General features: G+C 73.7%; 11 protein-coding genes. 5 read left to right on the plus strand and 6 right to left on the minus strand.

What is annotated here, in order from left to right:
* Positions 1-70: 70 nt before the first annotated feature.
* From WMF43_RS19415 to WMF43_RS19425, 3 genes are read left to right on the plus strand one after another with little or no spacing between them, the layout of a single operon-like run.
* On the plus strand, positions 71-2,026 hold the full coding sequence (locus WMF43_RS19415) for a serine/threonine-protein kinase (RefSeq protein WP_437682162.1): 1,956 nt from the start codon (positions 71-73) through the stop codon (positions 2,024-2,026).
* A 2-nt stretch (positions 2,027-2,028) separates the two neighbouring features.
* A complete protein-coding gene (locus tag WMF43_RS19420; protein ID WP_437682164.1) occupies positions 2,029-4,818 on the plus strand; it encodes an FG-GAP repeat domain-containing protein in 2,790 nt (929 codons plus the stop codon).
* Positions 4,818-6,158, plus strand: a complete 1,341-nt coding sequence (locus WMF43_RS19425; protein WP_437682166.1) for a PEGA domain-containing protein — start codon at positions 4,818-4,820, stop codon at positions 6,156-6,158. The genes WMF43_RS19420 and WMF43_RS19425 overlap by 1 nt, the downstream gene beginning before the upstream one ends.
* Before the next feature lie 315 nt (positions 6,159-6,473).
* Here WMF43_RS19425 and WMF43_RS19430 read toward each other — a convergent pair whose 3' ends face one another.
* From WMF43_RS19430 to WMF43_RS19445, 4 genes are all read right to left on the minus strand, one after another.
* Positions 6,474-7,829, minus strand: a complete 1,356-nt coding sequence (locus tag WMF43_RS19430; protein WP_437682168.1) for a PQQ-dependent sugar dehydrogenase — start codon at positions 7,827-7,829, stop codon at positions 6,474-6,476.
* Between the two features lie 106 nt (positions 7,830-7,935).
* Positions 7,936-9,504: a nitric oxide reductase transcriptional regulator NorR gene (gene norR, locus WMF43_RS19435; protein WP_437682169.1), complete on the minus strand. Its 1,569-nt coding sequence runs from the start codon at positions 9,502-9,504 to the stop codon at positions 7,936-7,938.
* 28 nt (positions 9,505-9,532) lie between these two features.
* The gene (locus WMF43_RS19440; protein WP_437682171.1) at positions 9,533-9,961 is read right to left on the minus strand and encodes an HNH endonuclease; all 429 of its coding nucleotides are present in this window, start codon (positions 9,959-9,961) and stop codon (positions 9,533-9,535) included.
* Positions 9,958-10,371, minus strand: coding sequence for a hypothetical protein (locus tag WMF43_RS19445; protein ID WP_437682172.1), 414 nt, complete (start codon positions 10,369-10,371; stop codon positions 9,958-9,960). Before WMF43_RS19445 ends, WMF43_RS19440 begins: the two co-directional genes overlap by 4 nt.
* A gap of 444 nt (positions 10,372-10,815) precedes the next feature.
* Between WMF43_RS19445 and WMF43_RS19450 the strand changes: the two genes are divergently transcribed.
* On the plus strand, positions 10,816-13,134 hold the full coding sequence (locus WMF43_RS19450) for a nitric-oxide reductase large subunit (RefSeq protein ID WP_437682174.1): 2,319 nt from the start codon (positions 10,816-10,818) through the stop codon (positions 13,132-13,134).
* Positions 13,135-13,220: 86 nt separating this feature from the next.
* Here WMF43_RS19450 and WMF43_RS19455 read toward each other — a convergent pair whose 3' ends face one another.
* The gene (locus WMF43_RS19455; protein WP_437682176.1) at positions 13,221-14,258 is read right to left on the minus strand and encodes a LysR family transcriptional regulator; all 1,038 of its coding nucleotides are present in this window, start codon (positions 14,256-14,258) and stop codon (positions 13,221-13,223) included.
* Positions 14,259-14,381: 123 nt separating this feature from the next.
* Here WMF43_RS19455 and WMF43_RS19460 point away from each other — a divergent pair, with 123 nt between their 5' ends.
* Positions 14,382-15,581, plus strand: a complete 1,200-nt coding sequence (locus WMF43_RS19460) for an FAD-dependent oxidoreductase (protein WP_437682178.1) — start codon at positions 14,382-14,384, stop codon at positions 15,579-15,581.
* Between the two features lie 351 nt (positions 15,582-15,932).
* Here WMF43_RS19460 and WMF43_RS19465 read toward each other — a convergent pair whose 3' ends face one another.
* Positions 15,933-16,166 (minus strand): hypothetical protein, encoded by a 234-nt coding sequence (locus tag WMF43_RS19465; protein WP_437682179.1) that lies wholly within the window; start codon positions 16,164-16,166, stop codon positions 15,933-15,935.
* Positions 16,167-16,236: the final 70 nt, after the last annotated feature.

The raw sequence follows: 16,236 nt of genomic DNA on the forward strand, positions 1-16,236 counted from the left end.
GCTCCTCTGCCGCCGAGCGCGGCCGTGCTGTTCATCGCTCGCGACGGCGCCTAGACTCGGCCGAGGGTCGATGGCCACCTGCCCCGAGTGTCGCTCAGTCTACGCGGAGGACGTGGCGACCTGCCCCGAGCACGGGTGCGCGCTCCTGCCCGACGAGATGTTCACCGACGCCGAGCTCGAGCCGGGCGTCATGGTCGGCGAGTACCGCGTCGAGCGGCTGCTCGGCGCGGGGACCTTCGGCGACGTCTACGCGGGGGAGCAGCCGCTCATCGGCAAGAGGGTGGCGATCAAGCTGCTGAACCGGCGGTTCGCGTCCGACCCGGAGGTGGTCTCGCGCTTCCTCGGCGAGGCGCGCGCGGTGAACCGGATCCGGCACCGCAACATCATCGACATCTTCTCGTTCGGCGTGATCGAGGGGCGGCACTACTTCGTGATGGAGCTGCTCGACGGGCTCACGCTCGGCGCCTTGATCCGCCGCGAGGGCCGCCTCGCGCCGGCCCGCGCCGCGGCCGTCCTCCAGGGCGTCGCCGACGCGCTCGACGCGGTGCACGCCGCGGGGATCACGCACCGCGACCTGAAGCCCGAGAACATCTTCGTCGCGATCGAGCGCAGCGGCCGGCTCTTCCCGAAGCTGCTCGACTTCGGCGTGGCAAAGCTCGCGGGCGAGGGGCTCGCGCACAAGACGGCCACGGGCGCGGCCATCGGCACGCCCGCGTACATGGCGCCCGAGCAGGTCCGCGGCAAGGGCGTCGACCACCGCGCCGACATCTACGCGCTCGGCGTGATCGCGCACGAGATGCTCACGGGAACGCTGCTGTTCCAGGGCGACTCGATGATGGACGTGATGATGGCCCACCTCTGCAACGAGCCGCCGCGGGCCTCGAGCGTGTGCGCGGCGCTCCCGCCGGAGCTCGACGCCCCGCTCCTGGCGATGCTCGCGAAGCGCGCCGAGGATCGCCCGCCGTCGGCCGGCGCGGCCGTCCAGGCGCTCGTCGACCGGGTGCGCGAGCTCGGGCTGGATGGTGAGGACGCGTCGCGGCCTCGGAGCGCCGGGCGCGTGATCTCCGTCGGGTCGCCGCTCGTCAGCTCCGACGCGGAGACCGCCGTCGTCGCGGCGATCGACCGGGCCGAGGGCGCCGGGGAGGGGGCCGCCGAGGCGATCGATCGACCCGGTGGAGCCCTCGGGGGCGCCACGGTGGCGATCAAGGGCAGACGTGAGGCGGTTGAGCGAGCCCGTGGAGCCCTTGAGGGCGGCGCGGAGGCGGTTGAGCGAGCCCGTGGAGCCCTTGAGGGCGGCGCGGAGGCGGTAGACGGCTCCAGAGGGGGGGGCCGAGGCCCCTCTGAGGCGGTGGAGGGCTCCGGGGGGGAGGGGCCCCCGGGCCCAGGCGGCACCCTGCGCAGCCCTGGAGCGGTCGGGGAGACCCCAGCGGCCGGTTCTACGCTGCCCATGGAGCCGGCAGCGCGGCCGCAGGACATCGGCGGGACGCTGGCGCAACCTGCGGCGGCCTCGTCCGGGTCCGTCCGGACGCTGGCGGCGGCGCCGCTTGCCGCGCCCGCCGTCGCCGCGGCGCCGCTTGCCGCGCCCGCGGTCGCGGCGAAGGCTGCGCCGCGCCGCGCTGCCGTCCTCGCCGCGCTGGTGCTGGGCGGCGTCGTGGCCGGGGCTGTCGCGTGGCTCCGCGGCGGGGGCGAAGGCCGCGCTCCGCGGGACGGCGCTCCGGCGGCTGCCGCGACGGCCGCGACGGCGCCGCCGGTCGCGGCCGACCCTGCCGGCGCGGCGCCCGCCGACGCGCCCGCGAGCGCGGCAGATCCCGGCGTCCAGGCGGCCCCCGGCGCGGCCGCGAGCGGCGCCGTCCCGCCTGCGCCGGCCGCCCCGGCTGCGCCGGCCGCCGATGCGCCGGCCGCCGAGAGGACCAGCGCGGCCTCCGCCGCGCCGCCCGCGGGCACGGGCGCCCGGCCGAGCCGCCCGCGCAAGCACCACACCGACCTGGAGAGGCCGTCCTTCGAACGCCTCCTCGGAGCTCCCTGACCATGATGCGATCCCGTGGCGCGTCGCTCGCGCTGGTGATGGCGACGTCCGGCTGCGCGAACCTCTCCCTCATCGAGGAGAACCTCTGCGGCAACGGCGTCGTCGAGGAGGCGGCGGACGAGGCCTGCGACGGGCAGGACGGCTGCGGCGCGCCCGGGAGCGCGCACCAGTGCCGCTACCTCTGCGCGGGCGACGAGGCGGGCGTGTGCCCCGACGGCCACGGGTGCGGCGCGGACGGCGTATGCCGGCGGCCCCGGGGCGAGTTCGAGGCGCTGGTCATGCGCAGCACGGTCACCGCGATGGACCTGCTGGTCGGCGACATCAACGACGACGGCTGCGACGAGCTCGTGCGCACGACGCTCCAGGGCACCACGATCACGGCGCTCTCGAGCCAGGCGCCCGGCCTGTGCGCGCAGGCGGAGCAAGCGCTGCAGGTCTCGCAGCTGGTCCCCGTGGAGCCGGGCGACGAGACCTCCTCCGCCTCGCCGCCCGGCCTGACGCCCGCCTCGCTGCTGCGCGACCTGACCGGCGACGGGCAGCTGGAGCTGATCGTGGCCCGGCAGGGCGACATCGCGGAGGGCATCTTCGTGTTCTCCGCCTCCGGGAGCGCGGCGATGGCGTCCACGCTCTACTCGAGCACGCGCCTCGGGAGCGCGTCGGCGCACCCCCTGGCGATCCGCCTGCAAGACCGCGACGCCGCGCTGGTATTCCTCGGCGCGGCCGCCGCGCCGGGCGGCATGGACGGCGGCGGCATGGACGGCGGCGGCATGGACGGCGGCGGCATGGACGGCGGCGGCATGGACGGCGGCGGCATGGACGGCGGCGGCAGCGCCGGCCGCGTCACCTTGATCTCGGACCCGAGCAGCAAGCCGCAGACGTTCCCCGAGCAGATCCCGGTGGTGCCTGCCGAGATCGTCGCCGCGGCCGCCGCCGATCTCGACGAGGGCGCCGCCGGGGATTGCGCGCGCTGCGACGAGGTGATCGTGGCGCAGCGGGGCGACGATCGCCTCCGGGTCTACGGCGTGCGCGGCCCCGAGGGCGCGCGTGCGCTCGCGATCCTGCCCGAGATCACGCTCGACGGCGGCGCGAGGATCCGCGAGCGCAACGCCTCGCTCGCCGTGCTCGACCAGAACGGCGACGGCGCGCTCGATGTCGTCGTCAACGCCGACGACGGCAAGCTCCACATCGCCTACGGCCTCGGCGACGGGAGATTCCACTCGGCGGAAGCCCTGCCGTCGTCCGGCGCGCCGGACCAGCACACGAGCGCGCTCGCGATCCCGGACGCGGGCGAGCTCGCCCACGCGGACAACATCTTCCTCGCCGGCGATTTCGACGCGTCCCTCCCCGGGGCCGAGCTCGTGCCGCTGCCGTGCCGTGGCGCGCCGTTCGCGTCGCCGATCTGCGATGCCGTCACCTGGTGCAACGCGGTCGCCGCCGACGTCAACGCCGACGGTCACCTCGACATCGTCGCGTCCACGGCGGAGCTCCCCGACCTCACCGTGTACAGCGGCGCCTCCGACGGCACCTTCCACCCGTCGCTCGTCCCGACGCAGTGCCCGCCCCGCTCCCTCGCCGTCGCCGATGTCGACGGCGACCGGGTGAACGACATCGCCTACTTCGATCAGCGGGCGCAGTCGTCCACGGAGCGCTTCCCGGCGCTCGACGTCGCCTACGGCAACGCCTTCGCCGCGCCCTCCGCGCCGGCCGGGCACGCCCGCCTCGACATGGCCCGCGGCCTCATCGCGGGGCGGTTCCTCCCGGACGGCGAGGGCGCCCAGCTCTTCGCGCTCCGGGAGCTCCCGCGGCCCGAGGAGCAGGGGTCGCAGGACAGCGCCCTCGCGTTCGTCGAGGGGGGCCGTTACCGCCTCCTGCGCGCGCCGTTCTACTTCGCGCCGCCTCCCCAGGAGCCGCGCGCCGTCCTGCCCGTGCGCCTCCTCGCCGTCGCCGCCGGCAGCTTCGCGGCCGGGCCGAGCCTCGCCGCGATCACCCAGCACCGCGACCTCGCGACGAACGCGCCCCGCGCGGGCAGCGAGCAGCTCTGGCTGATCACCGTCACGCCGGAAGGGGACAACCTGCTCGCGACGTCGTCCGGCCTGCCCGGCGAGCTCGCGCTGCCGTGCGACGCTTGCGTGCTCGTGCCGGTCGACACCGACAACGACGGCCGCGACGAGCTCTTGCGCCTCGGCGGCGGAGAGCTCGCCGTCTACGGGGAAACGGACGGGAAGCTGGTCGAGCGGGGCGCGCCGGAGAAGACGCGGTGCACCTTCCGGGCGACCGACGAGGACGCCGACCCGCCGGAGGACGCGCCGCGCCCGCTGCCGAAGTACACGCCGCGTCCGCTCGTGGCCGATCTGGACGGCGACGGCTGGCAGGACGTCGTCGCCCGCGCGGCGACGGGCGAGCTGGTCGCCCTGTGGGGCCGCGGAGACGGCGGCTTCGACGAGGCGGTCCTCGCCCGCCCCGGCCAGCCGGGCTCCGAGGGCGAGCTGGCCTGCGCCGGCGAGCAGGTCGGCGCCGGCCTCTCCGCGGCGCTGATCAACGCCGACGCCGACGCCGCGCTCGAGGTGGTCGTGGCCGGGCCCGGGCGGCTCGAGCTGCACGACCTCGACGCCGGCGCGCGGTCGCTGCGGCAGCTCGACGTCTCCTTCCCCGAAGGCGCCGCGCCGCCGGCCGACAGCGACTTCGTCGCCGTGGGCGCGGGCGATTTCGACGGCGATGGCGTCGGCGACGTCGCCATCCACCAGAGCGCCACGTTCTTCCAGGTGCTCCGCGGAAAGCCGGTGCTGGAGTGATGGCGACGGCGCGTCCCCTGGTGCTCTGGGCTGCGTTGAGCCTCGCCCTGTCGCCCGCCGCGGCCTCGGCCGACGCGCGCGGCGCCCGGCCGACGCCCGAGCAGGTCGCCCGGGCGGAGAACTTCTTCAGCGCCGGCGCGCAGGCGTACGACGCGGGTCAGTACCAGGTCGCCGCGGAGGCGTTCCTCGAGGCGCACGAGCTCGTGCCGAGCCCGTCGCTGCTGTTCTCGGCGGCGCAGGCCTACCGGCGGCAGTACCTCACCGCGCCGGCGCCCGACGCGCTGCGCCGTGCGATCGCCCTCTACCGCGAGTACCTGCGCGCGGATCCGGCCGCGAAGCGCCGCGAGGAGGCGGTCGACGCGCTGGCGTCGCTCGTCCCGCTCGAGGCGCGGCTCGGCCTCGCGGGCCTGCCGGGAGGCAGCGGGGAGGGTGCGGCCGCCGGCGAGGGCGGCGCGGTCGCCGGCGGGGGCGCGCTCGCCGGCGGCGGCGCGGCTGCCGGCGAGGGTGGCTCCGCGGGTGCTTCCTCGCCGGGGAGGCAGGCCACGGGCGGGACGCGGCTCTTGCTGTCGTCGCCGGCCGAAGGCGCCAGCGTCTCGGTGGACGGCCAGCCGTTCGTCCCGGCGCCGCTCGTGGCGCCGGTCGCGCCTGGCCCGCACCGCGTGCGGGTGCGCGCGGCGGGGCACTACGACGAGGAGCTCACGCTCGTCGCGGTCGCCGGCGAGCTGATGCCGCAGCACGTCGTGCTGCGGCCGAAGCCGGCGATGCTGCAGGTGACCGGGACCAGCGGCGCGGCCATCGCCATCGACGGCCAGGTGCGGGCGACGGTGCCCACGGCCGCCGCGATCGCGGTGGCTCCGGGCGCCCACGTCGTGGAGGTCTCGCTGGCGGGGCACGCGCCGTACCGCCGGGAGATCCAGGTGAGTCACGAGCAAGCGATCCGGATCGACGCCGACCTCCGCAAGACGCCGCAGCGCATCGCCGCGTGGGCGGTGCTCGGCGTGGGGGCGGCGGGCGCGGTCGCGACCGGAACGCTCGCGGGCTTCGCCCTGGCGAGCCAGAGCGAGGCCGTCGACCTGCGGGACAAGAAGGACGCGCGGTCGCTCTCGCCGGACGAGCGGGACCGCTACAACGACGCGGTGGAAGCGCGCGGCCGCCTCGCCGGGGCCGCGGCGGTCGCCGGCGGGGTGACGTTCCTGGCCTTCGCCGTGGGGCTCCGGCTCTACCTGTTCGACGAGCCGAAGAGCGCCGGCGCGCCCGCCCCGCCGCCACGCAAGGCCCCGGAGGCCGAGGCCGAGTTCACGGTGGGCCTGCTGTCGGCGGGCGTGCGGGGGCGGTTCTGAGCGCGGGGAGCGCGCCTGCCGCGGTAGATACCGTGGAGGGCCTCTCCTCACTGGAGCGGGTTAGACCCGCCTGAGACGAGCAGAATTTCGAACCGCCAAGGACGCCAAGGCGCCAAGAGCGCCAAGATATTTCTTTTTCTTGGCGTCCTTGGCGTCCTTGGCGCCTTGGCGTCCTTGGCCGTTGCCCTCTCTCGAGCGTGTGCCCCGGCGCCGCGATAAGCCCGGAAGAGGGCGAATGAAGGCCCCGCCGAGCGCGCTCGTCGTCGGGGCCTCCGCTGGCGTCACGTCAGCGCGGGAGCCGGCGGAGGCCCGGCGTCACTTGCCGTAGGTCACGCGCCACACGGTGTTGCTCTGGTCGTCGGTGACCAGCAGCGCTCCGTCCTTGGCCACCGCCACGCCGACCGGGCGCCCCCACACGTCGCCGTTCTTGGCCACGAAGCCGGTCATGAAGTCCTCGTAGTGGCCGGCGGCCTTGCCGTTCTCGACCGGGATGTGCACCACCTTGTAGCCGGTGCGCCGCGAGCGGTTCCACGAGCCGTGCTGCGCGGCGAAGATGTGGCCCCGGTACTCGGCCGGGAACTGCTGGCCCGTGTAGAAGGCGAGATCGAGCGAGGCCGAGTGCGACTGGATCAGCACGTCGGGCACGATGACCTTGTCCTTCAGCTCGGGGTGTTTGCCCTCGTGGCGCGGGTCCTGGTTCGGTCCGAGGTAATACCAGGGCCAGCCGTAAAAGCCGCCCTCCTGGACGCGCGTCACGTAATCGGGCACCAGGTTGTCGCCCAGCTCGTCGCGCTCGTTCACGCTGGTCCAGAGCACGCCGGTCGACGGCTCGATGGCGAGGCCGACCGGGTTGCGGATGCCGGAGGCGTAGAGCGCCTCGTTCTTGCCGTCCGGCGTGAAGGCCAGGATGCAGGCGCGGCGCACCTCGTCCTCGTCGTCATCGACGTTGGATTTGGAGCCCACCGAGACGAACATCCGCTGGTTGTCTTTGCTGAACTCGATGTCGCGGGTCCAGTGGCCGCCGCCGCCCACCGTCTCCTTGCCGGAGGGGATGTTGGTCACCAGCGGCTCGGCCGGGCCACTCGCCTTGGTGTCGCCCGGCTTGTACGGGAAACGCACCACGCTGTCGGTGTTGGCGATGTAGACGTGCGTCGGCGCGTCGGTGCCTGTCGGATAGAACGCGAGGCCGAAGGGGTGTTTCAGGTCCTCGACGTAGGTGCTGCGGAGCTCGGGCTTGCCGTCGCCGTCGGCGTCGCGGAAGACCTGCACCCGGTCCGCCCCGCTCTCCACCACGAAGATGTCGCCGTTCGGCGCGACCTGCACGACGCGGGGCTCGTCAAGGCCGGTGGCGAGCTCGTTGACGGCGAATCCCGACGGCACTTTCGGGAACACGCCGGCTGGACGATCGGTCTTGGTGGAGCGGTTGACCACCGACTCGTCCTCGTTCGGCGGCGGGAGGTCAGCGGCGGTGATCTTGCGTTTGACGCCGGGGGCATCGGTGGTCCAGTCGCCGAGCGCGTCGGCGCCGGTGAGGATGACGTCCGTGCGCGCGGGCTGCGGCGTCACCTCGGCGCGTTTGGGAGAACACGCGGCGAGCGCGCCTGTGCCGAGGAGGAGCACCTGAGCAGCCCGATACCGGGCTCGACGGTAATCTGATCTTCGGTCGTCCATGGGACTTGGTTGCCATTCGGCACCGCCTTTGTCCACGGCTTCTTCGGATCCAATTCGACGACAACCGCTGGCTTCCGCTCCCGCGATGAACCGCTCTCGCGTGACTTCAGCGGAGCCCGAGCCGCTTCGCGAGGTGGTGCAGGTTGCTGCGGTGCATCCCGAGCGACCGCGCCGCGGCGGCCCAGTTGCCGTCGTGCTGCGCCACGGCCCTCCGGATGAGGTCCCGCTGGTAGGCGTCGACCTGCTCGTGCAGCGTCGCCCCCGCCGCGGGGGGCGCGCCCCTGCCGGCGCCCTCGGCGGCCTTGTCGTCGTGGGCCGCGGGCGGCGCCGGCGCCGGGGAGAACGTCCCGCCGAGGTGCGCCGGCTCCAGCACCACGGGCGCCCCGCGGGGCGCGCCGCGCGACGCCTGCAGCACCATGCGGAAGAGCGTGTTCTCGAGCTCGCGCACGTTGCCTGGCCAGGAGCCCTGGAGGAGCAGCTCGCGCGCCGCGGGCGCGATCCGCACCGGGCCGACGCCGAGCCGCGCGCGCGCCGCGTCGCAGAAATGGCCGGCGAGCAGCGGGATATCGCTCTTGCGGTCGCGCAGCGGCGGCACCGCCAGGCGATAGACGTTGAGCCGGTGGTAGAGGTCGGCCCGGAAGCGCCCTTCGGCCACCTCCTTCTCGATGTCGCGGTTCGTGGCCGCGAGGATGCGGACGTCGACGCGCAGCGCGCGGTCGGCGCCGACCCGCTGCACCTCGCCCTCTTGCAGCGCGCGCAGGAGCTTCGGCTGGATCGAGAGCGGCAGCTCGCCGACCTCGTCGAGGAAGAGCGTGCCCTTGTGGGCGACCTCGAGCTTGCCGGGGCGGTGCTGCTCCGCGCCGGTGAACGCGCCGCGCACGTGGCCGAACAGCTCGCTCTCGGCGACCGACTCGGGCAGGGCCGCGCAGTTCACGTGGAGGAGCGGCTCGCTCCGTCGCGCCGAGGCCGCGTGGACGGCGCGGGCGACGAGCTCCTTGCCGGCGCCGGTCTCGCCGGTGATGAGCACGGTGAGGTCCGAGGGCCCGACGAGCGCGATCTCGTCGCGGAGCTTCTGCATGGCCGGGCTCGTCCCGAGGAGGCCGGCGCCGCGGTCCCGCTCCGCGGCCCGCCGGAGGTCGTCGGCGACCAGGCCGGCCCGCTCGGCGCTGTGCTCTAGCGCGTCGATGAGCTGGCTCGTGCGCACCGCCGCGCCCGCGAGCGCGCCGAGCCACGAGAGCGTCTCCGCGTCGACGCCGTCGAAGGCGCGGGCGTCGAGCGCGTCGGCGGTGAGCAGCCCGATCAGCGCGCCCTCGACGCGCAGCGGGCAGCCGAGGCAGGCGTGGACATGCGCGAGCGAGGTGGCGTCCGACGCGAGCAGCCCGTCGAACGGGTCCGGCAGGTCGGAGTCTGGCGGGAACCGCACCGGCGCCGCGGCGTGGCAGAGGATGTCGAGCCGCGGGTGCTCCCGCGCGCGGAAGGTGCGCCCGAGCGCCTCGGGCGCGAGCCCGTGCGCCGCGAGCGGCACGAGCACGCCGTCCTCGTACCGCAGGAGGCAGGCCGCGTCGCACGGCACCACGTGCCGCACCGCCTCGAGCAGGCGCCGGTAGCGGTCCTCGGTCCCGAGCGAGGTCGTGAGATCGAGCGCGACCGAGAGCAGCGACATGAGGTTCGGCATGGGATCAGGAGAAAGGGCGCAGCGCAGCTCACTCTTTCGGCGGATGCCACCCGACGCTGACCCACGCCCTCCGCGACAGGACGAGCGAGGGGCGATTCAGGTGCAGCGCGATGACGGTGGCGCGTCCTGCGGGCGTGAGCCCGAGGATCCGCTCGCCCTCAGCCGCCCACGCGAAATGCTCTGCCCAGGTCTGTCGTCGCGGGTTGAACAGCCGTGTGACCTCGCCCGTCTCTGGGTCGAGGGCGGCCAGACGGTCGCTCTTGTGGCTGTTGCAGAGCGAGCACGCGAGCCAGAGGTTCTCTTCTTCGGTCCTGCCGCCGAGCGATTCAGGGACGATATGGTCGATCTCCATCGGCAGGCCAACCACCGCCTCCTGCGTTAGGCAATAGCCGCACCGGCGACGCGCCTGCTGCGCGATGAGCTCACGCAACGCCTTGGGGATGTATGTCCTGCTCACGCGGTGGTCAGCAAACAGGATATGTCGTGCCCACGTTGCTTGAGCAGCGCGGCGGCCTGGGCACGCACGAGCATCGCGCGCTCGTACTGGCGGGCGAGCGACGCGGCCTCCTGCTCCTCGGCCTCGGTGAGCCCCTCACGCTGGCGCTTCAGGTGCAGCTCCTCGAGCTGCTCCGCGGCGCGTGGGGGGAGGCGGCTGCGCGCGGCGTCCCACAAGCCGTCGTCATCCAGCGTCGCGAGCGGTGATACCGCTTCCGCAAGATCCGGCGAGAGCTCATCGGCCACCGGCATCGCCATCGTCACCACGTCCAGCAGCTCATCCTCGACGGTGCGTCGGGCCTGTTCGGCTCGCCTCTTGAGCTGTTGATAGAGCGGGTCGGGAAGTCGGAGGGTCACGCTCTGGGTCGCCACGGGTACCTCGCCTTCCTCCCCGTTCTACCACCTCCGGGATCGGCGGCCAGAAACGCAGATCGGACCCCGAAGCCACATGCCTCAGCCTGCGCGCGCGACGACGGGTGCGCCGACGGGCCGCGTGCCGTCGCTGGGCAACAGGCAACCGAGCAAGCGTGAGCCCGACCGCGCGAGGGGTGTGCGATGAGTGCGCCGCGCGATCGAGCGAGGCCAGCAATGTGCGACGACGGCGAGGCATGACGTTGCATAATCTACAACGAAGTTGTGATTTGTGCAACGTGGAGGTGTTGTAAAAATCGCATCAATGCGATAAAATTTAATAAAAACATGTGCTTGCGATCGAGGCACATCGCTTGCGTTGACCCCCAGCGTCGCCTCTGGAGACCCAGGGGCCGCGCCGCGGAGGCGCGGCCGCGCCTGGGCTCACGCGACCACGAGGTCGTTATGCCTTCCCTTCGACGACTCTGGCTGGCGCTGGCCGCCGTCATCACCGCTGGGTTCCTGATCCTGGGCTTCATGGGCCGGGAGGTCTACCGCAAGGCGCCCCCGATCCCGGAGCGGGTGCAGACGCCGTCCGGCAGGGTGCTGCTCACGAAGGACGATATCCTCGACGGGCAGCTGGTCTATCAAAGCATCGGCGGACAGCAGGTCGGCAGCGTCTGGGGGCACGGCGCTTACCAGGCGCCGGACTGGTCGGCCGACTGGCTCCACCGCGAGGCCGAGGCGCTCCTGTCGCGCTGGAGCGCGCGAGAGCACGGCGCGCCGTTCGCGGCGCTGAACGAGGAGGCGCAGGCCGCGCTCAAGGCGCGCCTCCGGCGGACCATGCGGGAGAGCGGGGTGGACCCGGCGACCGGGACGCTCACGATCTCCGAGGACCGCGCGCTCGCCGTCGCGGAGACGGCGGCGCACTACCGCGCGCTGTTCGGCGACGAGCCCGCCCTCGCGGCCCTGCGCGAGCGGTACGCGCTCCACACGGACGCCGTCCCCGACGAGGGCCGGCGCGACAAGCTCACCGCGTTCTTCTTCTGGACGGCGTGGGCCTGCGCCGCCGAGCGCCCGGGGACCGGCGCGAGCTACACCAACAACTGGCCCCACGAGCCGCTCATCGGCAACGTGCCCACCACCGCCAACGTGTTCTGGTCCGTCGTGAGCGTCGTCCTGCTGCTCGCCGGCATCGGCGCGCTCGTCTGGTACCACGCCTTCCGCCGCAGCGAAGAGCCGCACGTGGACGCGCCCGCGCGCGACCCGCTCGCGGGCTGGACGCTCACGCCGTCGATGCGGGCCGTCGGGAAGTACTGCGTCGTGGTCGTCGCGCTGCTCGTGCTCCAGGTCGCGCTCGGCGCACTGACCGCGCACTATACCGTGGAGGGACAGGCGTTCTTCGGGCTGCCGATCGCGGATTACCTGCCTTACGCGGTGACGCGCACCTGGCACGTCCAGCTCGGCGTCTTCTGGATCGCGACCGCCTTCCTCGCGGCCGGGCTGTTCCTCGCGCCGGCCGTCGGCGGGCGCGAGCCGAGGGGGCAGCGCCTCGGCGTGAACGTCCTCTTCGTGGCGCTCGTGCTCGTGGTCTTCGGCTCGCTCGCCGGAGAGTGGCTGTCCGTCAAGCAGACCTTTGCGCTCGAGACCTCGTTCTGGTTCGGACACCAGGGCTACGAGTACGTCGACCTCGGCCGCGCCTTCCAGATCGCCCTCTTCGGCGGCCTCGCGCTCTGGCTCTTCCTGATGCTGCGCGCGCTCTGGCCCGCGCTCTCGCGGCGCGACGCGAGCCGGCACATCGTGCTGCTCTTCACCGGCGCGACGGTGGCGATCGGGATGTTCTACGGCGTGGGGCTGTTCTACGGCGCGAAGACGCACCTGTCGGTCATGGAGTACTGGCGCTGGTGGGTCGTGCACCTCTGGGTCGAGGGGTTCATGGAGGTCTTCGCCACCGCGGCCATCGCCTTCCTGTTCTCGCGGTTCGGCCTCGTGCGCCCCGACAGCGCGGCCCGGGCGGCGCTGCTCTCGACGTGCATCTTCCTCGTCTCGGGCATCCCGGGCACCTTCCACCACCTCTACTTCAGCGGCACCCCCGTGTCGGCGATGGCCGTCGGCGCGAGCTTCAGCGCCCTCGAGGTCGTGCCGCTCGTGCTCGTCGGGATGGAAGCCTACGAGACCTCGCAGATGCAGCGCCGGGCCGGGTGGATGCAGGCGTATGCCTGGCCGATCAGGTTCTTCGTCGGCGTGGCCTTCTGGAACTTCGTGGGCGCGGGGCTGTTCGGCTTCCTCATCAACCCGCCCATCGCGCTCTATTACATGCAGGGCCTGAACACGACGCCGGTGCACGCGCACGCCGCCCTGTTCGGGGTGTACGGGCTGCTCTCGCTCGGGCTCGTGCTCGTGATGCTCCGCCGCCTGCGCCCCGACGCGGTGTGGAGCGAGGCGCGGCTCCGGGTCGCCTTCTGGGGCATGAACGGCGGGCTCGGGCTGATGATCCTGCTGAGCCTCCTGCCGATCGGGCTCGCGCAGGCGTGGGCCAGCGTCGAGCACGGGCTGTGGTACGCGCGGAGCGCGGAGTTCTTGCAGCAGCCGCTCCTGCAGGGGCTGCGGTGGATGCGGTTCGTCGGAGATAGCCTGTTCATCGCCGGCGTCGCGGCCTTCGCGTGGTTCGTCGCGGGGCTCTGGACCCGGCGCCCGGCCGGCGTGGTCTCGGCGCCGCCCCCGGCGGCCGTCGAGCCCGCGGGCGCGCCGGCCGCGCTGGCGAGCGGCGCGAACGCCGGCTGAACGGCGAGCGGCGCGAACGCCGGCTGAACGGCGAGCGGCGCGAACGCCGGCTGAACCGCCCGGCGTGAGCCGCGGAAGGCGGGAAGTCAGGTGGAAGAGCGGGTGCGCCGCCTTCCCGGCTTCCCGCCTCTCCGCTCGAGCGGCGGGGCGCGGGAGGCGGCCTTCTCCGGGCCGCGCGCGCCCCCGAACCCGCGCTGGCGCGGGGGCGCGGGATCCCGCAGCGCGGCGATGACGACTTCGCGGAAGCAGCGCGCGCCCTCGTCGAGGTGTGTCCTCTCGTGCCAGACGAGCTGGATCCGGAAGCTGAACCCCGGCATCGGCGGCTCGACGATTACGAGCGGGGCGAGGCGGAGGAGCACCTCGGCCATGCGGCGCGGCATGCCGGCGACGAGATCCGTGCTCGCGGCGGCGACCGCGGCGGCGGTGAAGCTCGGGACCGTCATGGCGATGTCGCGGTGCAGCCCGAGCGCCGCGAGCTGCTCGTGGGCAGCCCGGTTGCCGATGCCGCCCCGCCCGAGCGCGACGTGGATGTCGATGTGGCGCAGCGCATTGAACACCTCGCGCGTCATCGGGCGGCCGGCGCACGGGTGGCCGCGGCGGACCAGGAAGACGCTGTCCTGCTCGTAGAGGTCCGCGGCGTGGTGGCCGGGCGGGAGCGGGTGCGCGGGCGCGAGCGCCGCGTCGATGTCGCCGCCGGCGAGGCCCCCGGTCGCCTCGAGGTGGTCGACGCTCGCGACCCGGAGGACCGCGCGCGGCATCTCCGCCGCGAAGGCCCGCGCGAGCGCGGGCAAGCTGCAGATCTGGTCGACGTCGGAGCACGCGATCGCGAACGTGCGCGAGGTCGTCCGCGGGTCGAACGCGCGGTCCCCCTCGATGGCGCCGGCGATCTCGCCGAACGCCGCCCGGAGCCGGGGCGCGATCTGCTGGGCGCGGGGCGTCGGGACCAGGCCGCGCCCGCTCCGCACGACGAGCGGGTCGCCGAGCTGCGCGCGCAGCCGCGCGAGCGAGTTGCTCACCGCCGACGGCGTGACCCGGAGCCGCCGCGCCGCGCGCGCGGCGCTCCGCTCCTCGAGCACCGCGTGGAGCACGAGCAGGAGGTTGAGATCCAGCGCCGAGATGTTCACCAGCCGTGACGATTACCATCAGGAATCATCACTAGCAATGAATGCCAGTCGCGCCCACGCTGGCCCGGAGTCGAGCCCACGCGACGTGCGTGGCTCACGGGACGACAGGGCGGAGGTGGCGGGATGGCAGAGCGAGGCGTGCGGCGGGCGGTGGTGATCGGCGGGGGCATCGCGGGCCCGGTGCTCGGGATGTTCCTGCGGCGCATCGGCGTGGAAGTGACGGTCTTCGAGGCGCGCGCGGCGCCCGCGGAGCAGGAGGGCGCGTTCCTGGGGATCGCGCCGAACGGGATGAACGTGCTCGCCGAGCTGGGCGTCGCGGGCGCGGTGGAGGCGCGCGGCGCGCCGTGCGCGGGGATGCGGTTCGAGAACGCGCGCGGGCGGCGCGTCGGCGTGATCGACCAGCGGGACGCGGCGCGGCGGTTCGGCGCGGGGCTCGTCATGATCCGGCGCGGGGCGCTGCACGCCGCGCTCGCGGAGGAGGCGGCCCGGCGCGGCGTCGCGATCCGGTACGGCGCGCGGCTCGAGGACGTGGACGGCTCGGATCCGCGCGAGGTGGTCGCGCGGTTCCGCGGCGGCGGCGAGGCGCGCGGCGACGTGCTCATCGGGTGCGACGGGTTCCGCTCGCGCACGCGGGCGCGCGCGCTGCCCGGCGCGCCCGAGCCGGGGTACACCGGGCTCATCGACTTCGGCGGCTTCGCGCGCTGCCCCGGCGCGCCCATCGAGCCCGGCTGGAACGTGATGGTGTTCGGCCGGCGCGCGTTCTTCGGGGCGTTCGCGGCGCCGGGCGGCGAGGTGTGGTGGTTCCACAACAGCGGGGAGCCCGCGCCGGAGCCTGGCCGCGCCGCGCCACCCGAGGCGCACCGCGAGCGCATCCTCGCGCTGCACCAGGGCGATCCGGGCTGGATCGGGGACGTGGTGCGGGCGACGCCGGAGGTCCTCGGGCCGTGGCTGCTGCACGACATCCTGACGATGCCGCGCTGGCACGCCGGCCGGGTGTGCCTGATCGGGGACGCGGCGCACGCGGCGACGCCGCACGCGGGCCAGGGCGCCTCGCTCGCCATGGAGGACGGGATGCTCCTCGCGAGGTGCCTGCGGGACGAGCCCGAGCCGGAGCAGGCGTTCGCGGCGTTCGAGCGCCTCCGGCGGCCGCGCGTCGAGGCGATCGTCCGGCAGGCGCGCCGGCACGGCAGCAACAAGGCCGTCTCCGGGCCGGTGGCGGGGTGGCTCCGCGACCGGGCGCTGCCGCTGTTCCTGAGGATCGGCGCGGCCGCGCAGGCGCGCGTGCACGCGTACCGGATCGACTGGGAAGAGCGGGCTGCCTGAGGGCGGGGGCGCGGGGAGGGGAGGTGGGGAGAGGGGAGAGAGCTTGTCCGGAGGGGTGGAGGCGGCGAGTCATCATGGCGAGATGGCGCCCTGACACTCGCAATCTATCGAGGAGTCTGAGCTACAAGCGGGTTGAAGCCGCTTGAAACGAGCAGAAGTTCGAAACGCCAAGGCGCCAAGGACGCCAAGAACGCCAAGAACGCCAAGGAAAAGATGTTATTGGCGTCCTTGGCGGCTCATCTCTCTCTCGAACAACGCGACCGGTATTCTAGGAGAGCCTGCAATGGCCCCATCGACCAGCTGCCCGCTCGCGAACGCGGCGCTGGAGCGCCGCGGGAACGTGATCGCGGCTCATCTCCCGGGCGTGGGCTCGTTCCGGGATGCGCGAAGCCGCAGCAAGCTGAGCAGCTCGGCCAGGTCGACGAGCCCTTCGGCCTCGATGGCTTCGTCGGCCGACAGCTGTTCCCCGCGATCCTGCTTGTCGAGAAGCGCCTGCAGCCGGCGATCGACCCCCTCCGGGAGACGGAGCTGAGCGAGATCGGAGGGGAGCTCCACGTCGATGTGAACCGTCGCCGGGCCAGCCATGATCGAGCTCCTCGGGAACGTAGCAGGTACGGGGCCGGCGACCAGAGGACACACCGCTCCCGTCCGAAGT

The sequence above is a fragment of the Sorangium sp. So ce131 genome (assembly GCF_051519095.1).
In the GTDB taxonomy this organism is placed as follows: domain Bacteria; phylum Myxococcota_A; class Polyangia; order Polyangiales; family Polyangiaceae; genus Sorangium.

Coding starts and splice junctions, on each gene's coding strand:
- WMF43_RS19415 (WP_437682162.1), top strand. CDS start 71: ATGGCCACCTGCCCCGAGTGTCGCTCAGTCTACGCGGAGGACGTGGCG.
- WMF43_RS19420 (WP_437682164.1), top strand. CDS start 2,029: ATGATGCGATCCCGTGGCGCGTCGCTCGCGCTGGTGATGGCGACGTCC.
- WMF43_RS19425 (WP_437682166.1), top strand. CDS start 4,818: ATGGCGACGGCGCGTCCCCTGGTGCTCTGGGCTGCGTTGAGCCTCGCC.
- WMF43_RS19430 (WP_437682168.1), bottom strand. CDS start 7,829: ATGGACGACCGAAGATCAGATTACCGTCGAGCCCGGTATCGGGCTGCT.
- norR (WP_437682169.1), bottom strand. CDS start 9,504: ATGCCGAACCTCATGTCGCTGCTCTCGGTCGCGCTCGATCTCACGACC.
- WMF43_RS19450 (WP_437682174.1), top strand. CDS start 10,816: ATGCCTTCCCTTCGACGACTCTGGCTGGCGCTGGCCGCCGTCATCACC.
- WMF43_RS19460 (WP_437682178.1), top strand. CDS start 14,382: ATGGCAGAGCGAGGCGTGCGGCGGGCGGTGGTGATCGGCGGGGGCATC.
- WMF43_RS19465 (WP_437682179.1), bottom strand. CDS start 16,166: ATGGCTGGCCCGGCGACGGTTCACATCGACGTGGAGCTCCCCTCCGAT.